Source organism: Klebsiella aerogenes (genome assembly GCA_029027985.1).
Taxonomy (GTDB): Bacteria; Pseudomonadota; Gammaproteobacteria; order Enterobacterales; family Enterobacteriaceae; genus Klebsiella; species Klebsiella aerogenes_A.
Window position 1 is genome coordinate 910063 of sequence record CP119076.1, and the last position, 16463, is coordinate 926525.

General features: G+C 55.4%; 16 protein-coding genes and 1 pseudogene. 9 read left to right on the top strand and 8 right to left on the bottom strand.

From position 1 onward, the window contains the following. Nucleotides 1–170: 170 nt before the first annotated feature. The 4 genes from antA to PYR66_04450 all read left to right on the top strand — a co-directional run bounded on the left by antA (nt 171) and on the right by PYR66_04450 (nt 3947). Entirely contained in the window at nt 171–1580 is a 1410-nt protein-coding gene (gene antA, locus PYR66_04435; protein WEF28986.1) for an anthranilate 1,2-dioxygenase large subunit, read from the top strand. Beyond that, nucleotides 1577–2071, top strand: coding sequence for an anthranilate 1,2-dioxygenase small subunit (gene antB, locus PYR66_04440; protein ID WEF28987.1), 495 nt, complete (start codon nt 1577–1579; stop codon nt 2069–2071). The genes antA and antB overlap by 4 nt, the downstream gene beginning before the upstream one ends. A 9-nt stretch (nt 2072–2080) precedes the next feature. Beyond that, nucleotides 2081–3094, top strand: a complete 1014-nt coding sequence (gene antC, locus PYR66_04445; GenBank protein ID WEF28988.1) for an anthranilate 1,2-dioxygenase electron transfer component AntC — start codon at nt 2081–2083, stop codon at nt 3092–3094. A 160-nt stretch (nt 3095–3254) separates the two neighbouring features. Next, nucleotides 3255–3947, top strand: coding sequence for an aspartate/glutamate racemase (locus tag PYR66_04450; protein WEF28989.1), 693 nt, complete (start codon nt 3255–3257; stop codon nt 3945–3947). Here the strand turns inward: PYR66_04450 and PYR66_04455 are convergent. Continuing rightward, nucleotides 3934–4860 (bottom strand): LysR family transcriptional regulator, encoded by a 927-nt coding sequence (locus tag PYR66_04455; protein ID WEF28990.1) that lies wholly within the window; start codon nt 4858–4860, stop codon nt 3934–3936. The genes PYR66_04450 and PYR66_04455 overlap by 14 nt on opposite strands. Before the next feature lie 137 nt (nt 4861–4997). On the opposite strand from PYR66_04455, the gene lysA reads away from it, so the two are divergent. Continuing rightward, on the top strand, nt 4998–6260 hold the full coding sequence (gene lysA / locus PYR66_04460; protein ID WEF28991.1) for a diaminopimelate decarboxylase: 1263 nt from the start codon (nt 4998–5000) through the stop codon (nt 6258–6260). Here lysA and PYR66_04465 read toward each other — a convergent pair. After that, nucleotides 6253–7254 (bottom strand): LacI family DNA-binding transcriptional regulator, encoded by a 1002-nt coding sequence (locus PYR66_04465; protein WEF30356.1) that lies wholly within the window; start codon nt 7252–7254, stop codon nt 6253–6255. The genes lysA and PYR66_04465 overlap by 8 nt on opposite strands. A gap of 208 nt (nt 7255–7462) precedes the next feature. Here PYR66_04465 and PYR66_04470 point away from each other — a divergent pair, with 208 nt between their 5' ends. Further along, the gene (locus PYR66_04470) at nt 7463–7942 is read left to right on the top strand and encodes a GNAT family N-acetyltransferase (protein ID WEF28992.1); all 480 of its coding nucleotides are present in this window, start codon (nt 7463–7465) and stop codon (nt 7940–7942) included. Here PYR66_04470 and galR read toward each other — a convergent pair. Then, a complete protein-coding gene (gene galR / locus PYR66_04475) occupies nt 7903–8919 on the bottom strand; it encodes an HTH-type transcriptional regulator GalR (GenBank protein WEF28993.1) in 1017 nt (338 codons plus the stop codon). The two genes, PYR66_04470 and galR, sit on opposite strands and share 40 nt — an antisense overlap. A 175-nt stretch (nt 8920–9094) precedes the next feature. Between galR and PYR66_04480 the strand changes: the two are divergent. The 3 genes and pseudogenes from PYR66_04480 to lplT all read left to right on the top strand — a co-directional run bounded on the left by PYR66_04480 (nt 9095) and on the right by lplT (nt 12886). Further along, nucleotides 9095–9258 (top strand): annotated as a pseudogene (locus PYR66_04480) (hypothetical protein). A 282-nt stretch (nt 9259–9540) separates the two neighbouring features. Next, on the top strand, nt 9541–11700 hold the full coding sequence (gene aas, locus PYR66_04485; protein WEF28994.1) for a bifunctional acyl-ACP--phospholipid O-acyltransferase/long-chain-fatty-acid--ACP ligase: 2160 nt from the start codon (nt 9541–9543) through the stop codon (nt 11698–11700). Continuing rightward, the gene (gene lplT, locus PYR66_04490) at nt 11693–12886 is read left to right on the top strand and encodes a lysophospholipid transporter LplT (GenBank protein ID WEF28995.1); all 1194 of its coding nucleotides are present in this window, start codon (nt 11693–11695) and stop codon (nt 12884–12886) included. Before aas ends, lplT begins: the two co-directional genes overlap by 8 nt. Before the next feature lie 65 nt (nt 12887–12951). Here lplT and PYR66_04495 read toward each other — a convergent pair whose 3' ends face one another. From PYR66_04495 to PYR66_04515, 5 genes are all read right to left on the bottom strand, one after another. After that, on the bottom strand, nt 12952–13992 hold the full coding sequence (locus PYR66_04495) for an NADP(H)-dependent aldo-keto reductase (protein ID WEF28996.1): 1041 nt from the start codon (nt 13990–13992) through the stop codon (nt 12952–12954). 279 nt (nt 13993–14271) lie between these two features. Continuing rightward, a complete protein-coding gene (locus PYR66_04500; GenBank protein WEF28997.1) occupies nt 14272–14490 on the bottom strand; it encodes a YgdI/YgdR family lipoprotein in 219 nt (72 codons plus the stop codon). 123 nt (nt 14491–14613) lie between these two features. Beyond that, nucleotides 14614–15327 (bottom strand): TerC family protein, encoded by a 714-nt coding sequence (locus PYR66_04505; protein WEF28998.1) that lies wholly within the window; start codon nt 15325–15327, stop codon nt 14614–14616. Nucleotides 15328–15390: 63 nt separating this feature from the next. After that, complete coding sequence (gene mutH / locus PYR66_04510; GenBank protein WEF28999.1) at nt 15391–16086, bottom strand: DNA mismatch repair endonuclease MutH; 696 nt, start codon at nt 16084–16086, stop codon at nt 15391–15393. A gap of 104 nt (nt 16087–16190) precedes the next feature. Beyond that, nucleotides 16191–16313, bottom strand: coding sequence for a hypothetical protein (locus PYR66_04515; protein WEF29000.1), 123 nt, complete (start codon nt 16311–16313; stop codon nt 16191–16193). Between the last annotated feature and the right edge of the window lie 150 nt (nt 16314–16463).

Here is a 16463-nt window from a genome sequence, read left to right on the forward strand (position 1 = left end):
CCTCCCTTTTGTCATTCATTCTGTATGCCGGGTTGAGTCAGTACCTGGCTTACCGCTATTTTTTTCTATGCTGTCAAAAATGGATAAACATCCCAGACTTATTGGATAGCTAATACCCAGTGACCTGTATTGAATGGTTCTTCCACCTGCACAACAATGAGATCATTCAAATGACGTTTACGTTAGCAGAAATAAATAGCTGGAAAGAGTATGTCAGCGGTTGCCTTGATGTTCGTCCTGAAGAAGGTGTCTACCGTGTAGCTCGTGATGTCTTCACGAACGAAGCGCTGTTCGAACTGGAGATGGCGCTTATCTTCGAAAAGCAGTGGATCTATGCCTGCCATGAAAGTGAAATCCCGGAACAACATGACTACATGACGCTTCGTGCTGGCAGACAGCCGATTATCGTTACACGCGATGGTAAGGGTGAGCTGAATGCGCTAATTAATGCCTGTCAGCACAGGGGCACAACCCTGACGCGTATGATGAAGGGCAATCAGTCGACTTTTACCTGTCCGTTCCACGCCTGGTGCTACAAAAGCGATGGTCGCCTGGTTAAGGTGAAAGCGCCGGGTGAATACCCTGAGGGTTTTGACAAAGCGACGCGAGGCCTGAAAAAGGCGCGTATCGCCAGCTATAACGGCTTTGTTTTTATTAATCTCAATAGCGAAGGTACCGACACACTGGAAGAATATCTTGGTGATGCGCGTATATTCTTCGACATGATGGTTGCGCAGTCTGATACTGGTGAGCTGGAAGTTCTTCCAGGCCGCTCTGCTTATACTTATGAAGGCAACTGGAAGCTGCAAAATGAGAACGGTCTGGATGGCTATCATGTCTCCACGGTCCACTACAACTATGTGACGACGGTTCAGCATCGCCAGCAGGTTAATGAGCAACTCCATCCGGGAGCCAGTCAAACGCTGGATTACAGCAAACTGGGGGCCGGTGATGCGGATACCGATGATGGCTGGTTTGCCTTTAAAAACGGCCACAGCGTGTTATTCAGCGATATGCCTAACCCTACCGTTCGCCCTGGCTACGCGCATATTATGCCGCGCCTGATTCAGGAACATGGTCAGCCGCGCGCAGAATGGATGATGCACCGCCTGCGTAATCTGAATATTTATCCCAGCATGTTTTTCCTCGACCAGATTAGCTCACAGTTACGGATCATTCGCCCGATCGCGTGGAATAAAACAGAGATCCACAGCTTCTGCATTGGCGTTAAAAATGAATCTGATGACGATCGTGAAAATCGAATTCGCCAGTTTGAAGACTTTTTTAATGTTTCCGGGATGGGAACGCCGGATGACCTGGTGGAATTCCGGGAGGCACAACGCGGATTCCAGGCACGCCTTGAGCGCTGGAACGATATTTCACGCGGCTGTGACCGCTGGGAACGTGGCCCCACGCCGAATTCAGAAACGCTGGGCATTACACCGACAATGACCGGAACTGAATTCACCCATGAGGGGTTATACGTTAATCAGCACGGATACTGGCAACAATTTCTGCTCAACGGCCTTGATGAGATGGCTGCAAAGATTAACCCATTTAATATCCGCGAGGCCGAATGATGAACGCAGAACTCCAGTATCAAATTGAGCAGTTTCTTTTCCATAAAGCTGAACTATGTGATGCAAAAAAATGGGATGAGTATCTGGCGCTTTTTTGTGATGACTGTGAATTTCATCTTCCACAGTGGGAATCTGAACATTTGGTCACTCAAGACCCGCGCAAAGGGTTGTCGCTGATCTATTATGCCAACAGAACAGGGCTGGAGGATCGGGTATTTCGCTTACGTACCGGGAAGGCCGCTTCCGCCGTACCGTTACCGCGCACCGTTCATTTCATCAGTAATGTGCGTATTACTCCGCAGGCTCATGGCGCCTTAACCGTCAACGCTAACTGGAAAACCTCTTATTACCGCCATAGCACCAGTGAAGAATTTTATGGTTTTGCCACCTACTCGCTTATTCCCTCGGCGGATTCGTGGAGGATTAAGCGTAAACATGTGATTCTTCTGAACGATACGATTAATTCTGTGCTCGATTTTTACCATCTGTAGGAGGCCGTCATGAACTATAAAGCAGCCTTTACTTTTGCCGATGGAAAAACGCTTTTTTGCCCGGTGGCTGAAAAAGAGAGCGTGCTGGATGCGGCGCTTAAAAATGGCATCAGATTACCGTTCGACTGCCGGGAAGGTGTTTGCGCCACCTGCAAGGGAACGTGTGAATCAGGAAAATACAGTCAGGAATATGTTGATGATGATGCGCTTAATGAGCATGACCTCGAAAATGGTAAGGTGCTGACCTGCCAAACGCACCTTCACTCTGATGCCACATTTTCGTTTAATTTTGCATCTACCGTGTGCGCAGAAAATCAGGGTGTCTGTGATGGCGTGGTGAGTGAAATTCAACATATTTCGCCGACGACCGCTATCCTGAAAATCGTGCCAGAGAACGCCAGTATTCCGGAATATTTACCTGGCCAGTACGCCCGATTAAATATTCCTGGCACTAATAGCACCCGCGCTTATTCGTTTGCCAGCTGGCCTGAGGGCGATTCGTTAGCCTTCCTGATACGTATTCTTCCTGACGGTGTGATGAGTCACTATATTCGGCAGATAGGCAAACCGGGCGATCGTATGCAGATTGAAGCACCTTACGGTACTTTTTATCTTCGGGATATTCGACGCCCGGTGGTCATGATGGCAGGAGGGACAGGGCTTTCGGCATTTCTGGCAATGCTGGATAAGCTGGCGCTTAGTCAGTGTGACTATCCCATTCATCTGATTTACGGCGTTCGCAGCGAAGAGGATATTTGTGAGCTGGAAAGACTGATTGGCTATCAGTCACATCTGCCTGCTTTCTGCTTTACGATAGTGCTCAGCGCTCCGGGCCCGGATTGGCAGGGAAAAACGGGATATATCACAGATAACGTCACCCTAACGGACGTATATCAGGAGGGCTTTGATCTCTACGTATGTGGCCCGCCGCCAATGGTCGATGCCGTTAACCTCTGGGTTACGCAGCAACCCTACCCGGAGATTACGGTTTACTGCGAGAAATTTATCAACAGTAACAACTGACCGGGTTTGTCCCTTCGGCGTTTGCTGCGCTTATACTGATTTAGTGAAATGACCAGATATTGCCGCCGCTGGCTTTTTAGGTCTGGTGAATACCTGTCAGGAACGGTGGAAAGTTCGCGACAGGTTTGGTTCACTGAAGAAAATCACAGAGGAGCGGACAATGAAAACAATCGGCCTGTTGGGCGGCATGAGCTGGGAATCGACCATTCCCTACTACCGGTTAATTAACGAAGGAATTAAAGCGCGTCTGGGCGGCCTGCACTCCGCCAGTTTACTGTTGCATAGCGTTGATTTCCATGAGATTGAAGCCTGCCAGTCGGCGGGAGAATGGGGCCGCGCGGGCGATATGCTCGCGCAGGCTGCGCAGGGATTACAGCAGGCCGGCGCCGAAGGTATCGTGTTGTGCACCAACACCATGCATAAGGTCGCTGATGCGATCGAAGCCCGCTGCGACGTACCGTTTCTGCATATCGCCGACGCCACCGGGCGGGCAATCCGCGCTAAAGGCCAGCGGCGGGTCGCGCTGCTGGGGACTCGCTATACCATGGAGCAGGATTTTTATCGCGGCCGTCTGCAGCAGCAGTTTGCCATCGATACGCTAATCCCGGATGTCGACGACCGGGCGCGCATCAATCAGATCATCTTTGACGAGCTATGTCTCGGTACCTTTAGCGATGCTTCGCGAGACTACTACCTGCAGGTTATCGACGCGCTGGCGGCGCAGGGGGCGGAAGGGGTTATCTTCGGCTGTACCGAAATCGGTCTGCTGGTGCCGACGGACAGCAGCCCGCTGCCGGTATTCGATACCGCCGCGATCCATGCTGCTGATGCGGTGGAATTTATGCTCTCTTAAGCACCGCCGCCAGCGGCTGTTCTATACGCGGCAGGCTGGTTTTCAGGTGCTGAATAAAAGTATCGACCAGCGCTGAACCGGGACGGTGCAGCGGGCGGATCAGGCTAACCGTGAACGGGACATCGACGCTGAAACGCCGCACCACCACGCCGCTTTCCGCGTAGTCGAGGGCAGTGAGCGGGTTGACCACCGAAATGCCCACTCCGGCGCGCACCATAGCACAGATCGACGCGGCGCTGTGGGTCTCAACGACCATCCGCCGCTTGACCTGATGCTCGAGAAACAGCGCGTCGAGCAGTTGGCGATAGCTGTCGGTACGCGACAAGCTGATATAGTTTTCACCGTGGAAGTCGGCGGGCGCGAGCTCGTCTTTGGCGGCGAGCGGATGATCCTGCGGCAGCACGCAGACTTCATTTAACGTCAGCAGCGGCGTGCGCTCGGTACCGGCTGGCGTATGCAGCGTTTCCGTTAACCCCAGATCGTGGCGCTGCGCCGACAGCCACTCCTCCAGCAGCGGCGACTCTTGCGGCACGATCTGTAGGCTGACGTCCGGGTAGCGCGCCAGAAACGGTTGCAGCAGCAGGGGCAGAAAAGATTGGGAAAAGACCGGCAGGCACACCACTGATAGCTCGCCCTGGCGAAATTCACGCAGGCTCTCCGCCGCACTGACGATGCGGTCCAGTCCGTACCATGAACGCTGCACCTCTTCAAACAGACGCAGTCCCTGTACCGTCGGCTGCAGACGGCCGCGGGCGCGTTCAAACAACGTTAAACCGAGCACCTTTTCAAAGCGCGCCAGCTCGCGGCTGACCGTGGGCTGCGAGGTGTGCAGCATCCGCGCCGCTTCGGTCAGATTGCCGGTGGTCATCACCGCGTGGAAGATCTCTATATGGCGTAAATTGACGGCGGGCATGGCGGTTCTCGGGTAGTATCAGGTATCCATATCATTTTTGCATAGACTCGCGATAAAACGATATTTTTTATTCCCTCCGCGCTGTGGCGTAATCGTACAAAACAGAGATAAAACACGCACAACTTCCGGAGTTCGCCATGCCACGCTCGCTTAATGCCACCGATACCGATCTGACCGCCAATAACCTTCTGCGCCTTCCTGCTGAATTCGGCTGCCCGGTGTGGGTCTATGACGCGCAGATTATCCGCCGTCAGATTGCTAAGCTCAGCCAGTTCGACGTGGTGCGCTTCGCACAGAAAGCCTGTTCCAATATTCATATTCTGCGCCTGATGCGCGAGCAGGGCGTAAAGGTTGATTCCGTATCGCTTGGCGAGATCGAGCGCGCGTTGGCGGCAGGTTACGATCCGCAGCAGTATCCGGACGATATCGTCTTTACCGCCGATCTGATCGATCGAGCAACCCTTGATCGAGTGAAAGAATTGCAGATCCCGGTGAATGCCGGCTCTGTGGATATGCTTGACCAGCTTGGCGAAGTCTCGCCGGGCCACCGCGTCTGGCTGCGCGTGAACCCAGGATTTGGCCATGGTCATAGCCAGAAGACCAACACCGGCGGCGAAAACAGCAAGCACGGTATCTGGTTCAGCCAGCTGCCGCAGGCGCTGGAGGTGATTCGCCGCCATCAGCTGCGGCTGGTCGGTATCCATATGCATATCGGCTCCGGCGTTGATTACGGCCATCTTGAGCAGGTGTGCGGCGCGATGGTGCGCCAGGTGGTGGAATTCGGCCAGGATCTGCAGGCGATCTCCGCTGGCGGCGGGTTGTCTATCCCGTATCACGAAGGTGAAGAGGCGATCGATACCGATCATTACTTCGGCCTGTGGAACGCGGCGCGCGAGCAGATCGCCAAACATCTGGGGCATCCGGTGAAGCTGGAGATCGAACCGGGACGTTTCCTGGTGGCGGAGTCCGGCGTGCTGGTATCGCAGGTACGCAGCGTGAAAGAGATGGGCAGTCGCCACTTTGTGCTGATTGATGCCGGTTTTAACGATCTGATGCGCCCGGCGATGTACGGCAGCTATCACCACATTAGCGCGCTGGCGGCGGACGGGCGCGATCTGAGCGGCGCGCCACAGCTGGAAACGGTTGTTGCCGGGCCGCTGTGTGAATCCGGCGACGTCTTTACCCAGCAGGAGGGCGGAAAAGTGGAAACGCGCCTACTGCCGGCGGTCGCGCCGGGGGATTATCTGGTGCTGCACGACATCGGCGCTTACGGCGCATCGATGTCTTCGAACTACAACAGCCGCCCATTATTGCCGGAAGTGCTGTTCGACAACGGCAGCGCACGCCTGATTCGCCGTCGTCAGACTATTCAGGAGCTGCTGGCGCTGGAACTTATTTAAAGAACGGCCCCGTCGTCACCGATTCACGCAGGACTAGCGTACCGGTGAACGGCGGGATGGTTTCGATCGGCCGACCGTTGGCGAGTTTAATCGCCTGGTCGATGGCGGTGGTGATCATATTGTCAATCGGTAGGTAAACCGTCGATAAACCCGGCTCCAGCCATTTTGCGCTGGGAGCGTCGTCAAAGCCGAAGAGCGAAACATCCTGCGGAATACGCAACCCCGCCTGGTATAGTGCTTTCGAGGCGCCCAATGCCATATCGTCGTTACAAGAAAAGAGGGCGCTAAACGGCGTCTTTTCCTGCAGCAATTCGCGACACAGTTCATAGCCGCGGGTCATGGTTGAATCACCGTACTTCACGCGCGCCGGTTCCCACGCAATACCGTGTTTTTCCAGCGCGCTACGATAGCCCGCCAGACGCGCTTTACCGGTCGGCGTATGCATCGGCACGGTGAGACAGGCGATATCGCGGTGTCCCTGGGTAATCAGATAGTCGACGGCCTGAAATGCCGCTTCCTGCTGTTCGAAGAATACGCAGCGCTCTCGCGCCTGGCTGACATCACGGTTAATCACCACCAGCGGCGTTTCAATGGATTCGATAAGCGACATGATTTTCTGTTCGCTCATATGACGGGTGTAGAGCACAATGGCGTCGCACTGGCGGTCGGCAAGCATCTGCACCGCTGCTTCTTCCCGTTCGGGAGCATCGTGGCCGTCGGTGACAATCAGCTGTTTACCCCAGGCCTCGGTCTGCCGTGACGCCTGCTGTAGCAGGCGGCCAAAGTAAAAACCGTCGAACGTCGAGACCACCAGGCCGATGCTGTTGCTGGTGCGGTTCGCCAGCGAGCGGGCGAGGAAATTGGGGCGATAGCCCAGCTCTTCCATCGCTTTGAATACCTGTTGGCGGGTACTCTCTTTTACCTGACCTGTGCCGTTCAACACGCGGGAAACCGTCGCTTTCGAGACGCCTGCGCGTATTGAGACATCCAGCATTGTTGCCATTCGTCGATTCCTGATAACCCGTGATAGGTCGCAGTTTATCACAGACATTCATAGGGATATGATCCTGACGACAAGCAAACGACTATCGCGATCACGCTTTTTACAGGAAATAGCGATAAATGATTTTGTTGGGAGCGGCGTCCGGGCGCAGGCGGGGTATGCGCCGTGCTAAAATGCGCCGATGATTAGGGGGAAAGGTATGCAGATTCAACCATTATACGCCGCGCCGCAACATGCGCCGCAGGTTGCCGAGTGGCTATGGCAGGCTTTTTCCGGCGGTACGCTGCCGCGGGAATTTTTTGTCAGCATTGTTGAACATAGCCAAACGCCGGCAACGTTGCCGTTGACGTTTATCGCCACCGACGGCGATACGCTGTTGGGCACGGTGGGGCTCTGGCGCTGCGATTTGCTAAGCCGCCAGGATCTGTTTCCGTGGATGGCGGCGTTGTTTGTCGCCGAGACGGCGCGTGGGCAGGGGATCGCAGGGAAATTACAGCAGCACGTCATCGACTATGCTCGCGACGGCGGTTATTCACAGCTCTATCTGTACTCCGCCTGCCGCGATTTTTACGAGCGCTTCGGCTGGCGCTATATCGGCGAGGGTCTGGATTACCCGGCCGCCGCCGTGAGCCTGTATCGTTACGATTTATCACCTTCCGCTGTCGCAATCACCGAGTGACGGCGCACCAGGGTCGGGCTGAACAGGTGGGTAATTTCCGGCGCCGGGCGCTGTTCCGCCAGCGCTAACGCCAGCTCTGCCGCCTGGGTCGCCATCGTGACGATGGGATAACGTACGGTCGTCAGGCGCGGGCGCACATAGCGCGAAACCAGTACGTCATCGAAGCCAATCAGCGAAATTTCCTGCGGCACCTCAATACCGTTGTCGTTGAGCACACCCATCGCGCCAGCGGCCATTGAATCGTTGTAACAGGCAACGGCGGTAAAGTTTCTACCGCGTCCTAGCAGTTCAGTCATCGCCAACTCGCCTCCGCTTTCGTCCGGTTCAGCAAAGGTCACCAACCGGTCGTTGATCGGCAGACCGCTCTCTTTTAAGGCATCGTAATAGCCCTGCAGGCGGTCTTCGGCATCGGAAATCGCGTGGTTGGAGCAGATATAGCCAATGCGGCTGTGGCCCTGCTGAATCAGGTGACGAGTCGCCAGCCAGGCGCCGTAGCGGTCATCGAGTGCGACACAGCGCTGCTCAAAACCGGGAACGATGCGGTTAATCAGCACCATGCCGGGGATCTGTTTCATCAATCCTGCCAGCTCATCGTCAGAGAGCATCTTAGCGTGCACCACCAGTGCCGCGCAGCGGTGGCGAATTAGTTGTTCAATCGCCTGACGCTCTTTTTGCTCGTTGTGGTAGCCGTTACCGATAAGCAGGAAGTTACCGGTGGCGTAGGCCACCTGCTCGACGGCTTTGACCATCGCGCCGAAGAAAGGATCGGAGACGTCGCCCACCACCAGACCGATGGTTTCCGTTGACTGCTGCGCCAGCGCGCGGGCATTGGCGTTGGGGTGATAGTTCAGAGTTTCCATCGCCGCCGTCACCGACTGACGAGAGGCTTCACTCGCTTTTGGCGAGTTGTTGATAACGCGTGAGACGGTAGCGACGGACACTCCAGCGAGTCGGGCTACATCCTTAATTGTCGCCATACCAGACCTTTTTTAGGGTAAGCGTTTACATGATAATTATGTTACGGGAAAGCGTGGCAGATTCAAGGCTGCGGGCGGACGGGGTGATACAAATGTGACACAACCGGGAATTACTGGTGAAAAAGTTACACAACGCGATGCGCGGGATGCAACGGCGAAATGATAATTCTCATCTTTGGTTACACTTTGCGATTAGCTGTTGCGAATGTTCGCTGGTTTAGCCGAGTGATGCGTTGATATTCTGGCTATCCCAGAGGTATTGATAGGTGGAGTCAACTTCAGGTTGACCACTTAATTACACCAACCTGCGCAGATGCGCAGGTTTTTTTTTGCCTGTGATTCAGGCTGTTACAGATGGCGAAAATCGTAATACCTGGTTGCACTTAGGCTCATTCCCTTGCGTTTTTGCGCTGGCGCGATCGTCGGCAAAACCGCGACAATCAGGGTCCCAGAGGTATTGATTGGTGAGTTTCTTAAGTACGCACTTCGTACTGATTATCTTGCACCGGCCTGCGCGGATGCGCAGGTTTTTTTTATCCTTAATTTAACCCCCCTCACTGCATTTTCCCCGCCTTCTCATGTAACCTGCATGGATTACTAAACCGGCTACGCGGAGTCGTCATGCTGTTGGGATTTTTTCGATTACTGTTCAAAGGATTGTATCGGGTGCGGTTGACCGGAGACACCCAGGCGCTGTACCAGGAAAGAGTATTAATTACGCCAAACCACGTCTCATTTCTCGACGGTATTTTACTGGCGTTATTTTTACCCGTTCGCCCGGTGTTTGCGGTCTATACCTCGATTAGCCAGCGCTGGTTTATGCGGGCGCTGACGCCGCTCATTGATTTTGTCCCGTTGGACCCAACCAAGCCGATGTCAATCAAGCATCTGGTGCGCCTGGTGGAACAAGGGCGGCCGGTCGTTATCTTCCCGGAAGGCCGCCTGACGGTAAGCGGTTCGCTGATGAAAATCTACGACGGCGCGGCGTTTGTCGCCGCAAAGTCTAAAGCGACGATTGTGCCGCTGCGTATTGAAGGCGCTGAGCTTACGCCGTTCAGCCGCCTGAAGGGGCTGGTGAAACGCCGCCCGTTCCCACGTATCCAGCTTCATTTACTGCCGCCGACGCGTTTGCCGATGCCGGAAGCGCCGCGCGCCCGCGACCGGCGGAAAATCGCCGGCGAAATGCTGCACCAAATCATGATGGAAGCGCGCATGGCGGTACGCCCGCGTGAAACGCTGTATGAATCGTTACTGGCGGCGCAGGATCGCTTCGGTGCGCGCAAACTGTGCGTGGAAGATATTAACTTCCAGCCGGATACCTATCGCAAACTGCTGACCAAAACGCTGTTCGTCGCCCGCATCCTGGAGAAATACAGCGCGCAGGGCGAGAAAATCGGCCTGATGCTGCCGAACGCCGGCATCAGCGCGGCGGTGATTTTCGGCGCTATCGCCCGCGGGCGTATTCCGGCGATGATGAACTATACCGCCGGGGTGAAGGGCCTGAGCAGTGCGATTACCGCGGCGGAAATCAACACGATTTTCACCTCCCGCACCTTCCTCGATAAGGGCAAGCTTTGGCATCTGCCGGAACAGCTGACCCAGGTACGCTGGGTGTTTCTTGAAGATTTAAAAGGCGACGTGACCACCGCCGACAAACTGTGGATCTTTGGTCATCTGCTGGCGCCGCGTCTGGCGCAGGTGCGACAACAGCCGGAAGATGCGGCAATGATCCTCTTTACCTCCGGTTCAGAGGGCAACCCAAAAGGGGTGGTGCATAGCCATAAGAGCCTGCTGGCCAACGTCGAGCAGATTAAAACCATCGCCGACTTCACGGCGAATGACCGCTTTATGTCGGCGCTGCCGCTGTTCCACTCTTTCGGTTTGACGGTCGGCCTGCTGACGCCGCTGTTTACCGGCGCGGAAGTGTTCCTCTATCCCAGCCCGCTGCACTATCGTGTGGTGCCTGAGCTGGTCTATGACCGCAACTGTACCGTCCTGTTCGGGACCTCGACTTTCCTCGCCAACTATGCGCGTTTCGCTAACCCGTATGATTTTTATCGTTTGCGCTACGTGGTGGCCGGGGCGGAGAAACTGCAGGACAGCACGAAGCAACTGTGGCAGGACAAATTCGGCCTGCGCATTCTTGAGGGCTATGGCGTTACCGAGTGCGCGCCGGTGGTCTCCATTAACGTGCCGATGGCGGCGAAAGTCGGCACCGTTGGGCGCATTCTTCCGGGGATGGACGCCAGACTGCTGGCGATGCCGGGCATCGAGCTGGGTGGGCGCCTGCAGCTGAAAGGGCCAAACATTATGAAAGGCTATCTGCGGGTGGAAAACCCGGGCGTGCTGGAAGCGCCGAGCGCAGAGAACCAGCATGGCGAAGTGGAAAGCGGCTGGTACGACACTGGCGATATTGTCGCCTTTGACGAGCAGGGCTACGTCCGTATTCAGGGCCGTGCCAAGCGCTTCGCCAAAATTGCCGGGGAGATGGTTTCACTGGAGATGGTCGAGCAGGTGGCGCTGGCGGTCTCGCCGGACAAAATGCACGCTACGGCGATTAAGCAGGACGCCAGCAAAGGCGAGGCGCTGGTGCTGTTTACCACCGATAATGAACTGAATCGTGAAAAACTGCTGCGCTATGCGCGTGAGCATGGCGTGCCGGAACTGGCGGTGCCGCGCGACATTCGTTGGCTGAAACAGCTGCCGGTGCTGGGCAGTGGCAAGCCTGACTTTGTCACCCTGAAAGGCATGGTTGAAGAGGCGGAACATTCAAATGAGTGAGTCAGTGCACACTAACGCTTCGCTGTACTCAAAAGGGATGGTGGCGGTGATCTGCGCCCAGTTCCTGTCGGCCTTCGGCGACAACGCGCTGCTGTTCGCGACCCTGGCGCTGATGAAGCAACTCTACTATCCGGAGTGGAGCCAGCCGGTACTGCAAATGTTGTTTGTGGGCGCTTACATTCTCTTTGCGCCATTTGTCGGCCAGTTCGCCGATAGCTTTGCCAAAGGGCGGGTGATGATGGTCGCGAATGGCCTGAAGCTGCTTGGCGCCGGGTGCATCTGCGTTGGCGTCAACCCGTTTATCGGCTATACGCTGGTGGGGATCGGCGCGGCGGCCTATTCTCCGGCGAAATACGGTATTCTCGGCGAACTGACCACCGGCGATAAGTTAGTGAAGGCTAACGGATTAATGGAGTCATCGACCATCGCGGCGATCCTGTTAGGGTCGATGGCGGGAGGCATTCTCGCCGACTGGCACGTGCTGGCGGCACTTATCGTTTGTGCGTTGGTTTACGGCGGCGCGGTGGTGGCGAACCTGTGGATCCCGAAACTGCCGGCGGCCCGTCCGGGGCAGTCGTGGCGCTTCAGGCCGATGACCCACAGTTTCTTTAGCGCCTGCAAAACGCTGTGGCGCAATAGCGAAACCCGTTTCTCATTAATGGGCACCAGCCTGTTCTGGGGGGCGGGGGTGACGCTGCGCTTTCTGCTGGTGATTTGGGTGCCGGTGGCGCTGGGGATCACCAGCAACGCGATGCCGACCTATCTCAATGCGATGGTCGCCGTGGGGATTGTCATTGGCGCTGCCGCAGCAGCGAAGTTGGTGACGCTGGAAACCGTCTCGCGTTGTATGCCCGCCGGGATATTGATCGGCGTCGCGGTCGTCGTCTTTGCGGTGCAGCAGTCGTTGCTGCCAGCGTTCGGGCTGCTGCTGTTGCTCGGCATATTCGGCGGTTTCTTTATTGTGCCGTTGAATGCGCTGCTGCAGGAGCGTGGTAAGCATACCGTCGGCGCGGGGAATGCCATTGCGGTGCAGAACCTTGGCGAAAACGTGGCCATGCTGTTGATGCTGGGCCTGTACTCGCTGGCGGTCAGCATCGGGATCCCGCCGGTGGGGGTGGGAATCGGGTTTGGCGCGGTCTTTGCGCTGGCCATCGCCGCGCTGTGGTGGTGGGGACGGGGTAAATAGCTTCCCGTTCAGAGACGTGGTAGCCCGGGTAAGGCGTTTATGCCGCCACCCGGGGTTTTACTTTCTTACGGTGCCGGGTAGGTATACACCTTATGCACCGCTTCAATCTCTGCTAACACCTCTTCGCTCAGTTCAAGATGCAAACTCTCGACGTTGGTCTGCAGTTGCGCCATCGTCGTCGCGCCCAGCAGGGTGCTGGCGACAAACGGTTGGCGACGCACGAAGGCCAGCGCCATTTGCGCCGGATCGAGATGGTGGCGTTTGGCGATATCCACATAGGCGGCAACCGCTTTCTGCGCCTGCTCGCCGCTGTAGCGGGTGAAACGGCTGAACAGCGTATTACGTGCCCCGGCCGGTTGCGCGCCGTTAAGGTACTTACCGGTCAGCGTACCGAATGCCAGGCAGGAATAAGCTAGCAGCTCCACGCCTTCATATTGGCTGACTTCCGCCAGACCCACTTCATAGCTACGGTTTAGCAGACTGTACGGGTTTTGAATCGTCACGATGCGCGGCAGGTCATGCTTATCGGCCAGGTGCAGATAACGCATGACGCCGAATGCGGTTTCGTTGGAAACGCCGATATAGCGAATTTTGCCCGCGCGCTGGAATTCGGTCAGCGCCTCCAGCGTATCCAGCAGCGTGACCACCGGCGCCGAGTCGTTCCAGCTGTAGCCAAGTTTGCCGAAACAGTTGGTTGGCCGCTGCGGCCAGTGCACCTGGTAGAGATCGAGATAATCGGTTTGCAGACGCTTGAGGCTGTCGTGCAGGGCGTCACGAATGTTTTTGCGATCCAGGGCGTGGTTCGGGCGAATGCTGCTGTCGTTATTGCGCGCCGGGCCGCTGACTTTAGAGGCGATAACCAGTTTTTCGCGGTTGCCGCGTTTCGCCAGCCAGTTGCCGACGTAGGTTTCGGTCAGGCCCTGGGTTTCCGGGCGCGGCGGGACAGGATACATTTCGGCGACATCGATCAGGTTAATTCCCTGACTTACGGCGTAGTCGAGCTGTTCATGAGCGTCGGCCTCGCTATTTTGTTCACCAAACGTCATTGTGCCCAGCCCCAGCGTGCTGATTTCAAGAGAACTGTGTGGGATACGGTGATACTGCATAGCCGGCTTCCTTATTTTTATCAACAAGGTCAGGTGTTTCCCGACAAGGACTATTTCCCCGCAAGCTTCAAAGTGCTTGAAGGCTTATGGGAGTAACAACATGGCAGAGGGAGAGAAAAAGAGAAAGGAAAAAATCAAAAAAGCCGGGTCTGGTGATCCTGAAGGGGAAGAACCCTGAGGGATATATCAGGGGGATCCCGACTCTTTTCTGTGGCTGTGTTAGTCGGAAAACGCGGCACTCGGGCGCAGGGCCGTTATGCTGCAAGCCGACGAAAAAGCTTAACGCTTAATAATCTGTGACACGTCGTCGCGGTTGATCTGCATTTTATTGCCTTGCTGATCTTCATAGCTAATCAAACCGGTATCATCGTCAACCGCCGGTTTACCGTCAGTCAGAATCATACGTCCGTCTTTGGTCGCCATGACATAATCGCTGCTGCAACCGGAAACCGAGAACGCCAGTCCTACGGCGGAAATCAATACTGCCCATTTTTTCATCGTCGTTACCTCTCTTATGGCCGCACCTCGTACCAGTATATTAATAGCCTGATTTGTGAGACATAAAAAGCAGTAAAGTCTTAAAAAGGATTGCAACCCGTTTCCAGGCTGCAATTTTGTGGCTTACAGCGGGTTTTTCTTATTCCGCATCAGGTTGAGGCTTTCGACGGCGATGGAGAAGAACATGGCGAAATAGATGTAGCCTTTCGGTACATGCACATCGAAACTCTCCAGCATCAAGGTGAAGCCGACGAGGATCAGGAATGACAGCGCCAGCATTTTTACCGATGGGTGACGGTCGACGAAGTCGCCAATAGAGCGTGCGGCAAACATCATTACCCCAACCGCAATCACCACGGCGGCCATCATAATGAACAGATGATCGGAAAGGCCGACGGCGGTAATCACCGAATCGAGGCTGAAGATGATATCCAGCAGCATGATCTGCACAATGGCGCCAAGGAAGGAGTGGACGTTAGTTTTAAGGCCTTCTTCCTCGCCTTCGATCGATTCGTGGATCTCTTTACTCGCTTTCCAAATCAGGAACAGGCCGCCGAGCAGTAAGATCAGGTCGCGAAACGAGATCTCCTGACCCAGTACGGTAAATAACGGGTTGGTGAGTTTAACCACCCAGGCGATGGACGCCAGCAGGCCAAGGCGCATCAACATTGCGCCCATCAACCCGACACGCCGCGCGTGGGCGCGTTGAGCGGTGGGTAGTTTGGCGACAACCAGAGAGAGAAAAATAATATTATCGATCCCGAGAACGATCTCCAGCAGCGTCAGCGTGCCGAGCGCCAGCCAGGCGTTAGGATCGGTTATCCATGCAAATAACATTGTTCAAAGTCCTGCAAAAAATAAAGCCGTAATTATATGCAGGCGTTGCGGCAGAACAAAAAATTATTCATGTCCTATTAGAAAATGCCGCGCCAGTAACGCGCCGGTGAAATTCTTCTTCAGATAGAAGCCGCGCGGTAGGGTGAGGATCGGTTCGCCATGAGCGCCGATGGCCTCGGTTAACGCCTTACTGTTGGCGGCTTTCGGGCGTAACTGCAGTACTTCACCGTGGCGGGCGGTGATCCGTTCAACCTGACCGAGTACGATGAGATCCATCAGTTCTTCCCAGTCCATGCGCAACTGGTGGTCTTCTTCCGCGCTTGGCGTCCACAGCAGCGGCGCGCCGACCCGGCGCTCCGCCAGCGGGATCTCGCGTTCGCCTTCCACCGGGATCCACAGGACGCGTTGCAGCTTATGCCGCACGTGGCTGCTCTCCCAGGTCACGCCGCTGTTGCCCGTCAATGGCGCGACGCAGACGAAGGTGGTTTCCAGCGGTCGCCCCTGGCGGTCGATGGGAATGGTTTTTAGCTCTACGCCCAAGGCGGCAAAATCCTGCTCGGGTTTGCTTCCGGCGCTAGCCCCCAGCCAAATCTCCAGCAGGATGCCAATCCAGCCTTTATCGCGTTTCAAATCGCGAGGAATAGGAATCCCCGCCAGCGCCGCCAGTTCGCCCAGCGTATAACCCGCCAGCCGCTGGGCCTGCGTGAGGAGTTGCTCCTGACTTTGCGGCGGAGCGGTAAGTGGAGCGATGGCGGGCATGGTGGAACCTCTGATTAAAAAATAAGCGCTATTTTGGCGCGTTGTGGATAGAGTTTACCTTTTTCTGAGTAACTATGACAATGTGATGATTTATATGTGTTTTTTTATTTGTTTTCTTGTTTTTGAAAAGAGTGAAAATGGGTTTTCCAGAACTGGTCACTGACAATGAACAGGATCTTACACCATGTTATCCACAGAAAAATGGGATAACTGGGGAAAAGCCTCACTACTGGTTCGATCTACAGCCTTGACGTGAGACGAAAATCGAATTTTTAGACAAAATGTGCCCGGTGAGTGTGCTTTATCTGTGGATAAAACCGGCATTGTTCGATCTTTCATCAGCTGCCGGATCGCATATGTGATGATCATCACGTTAT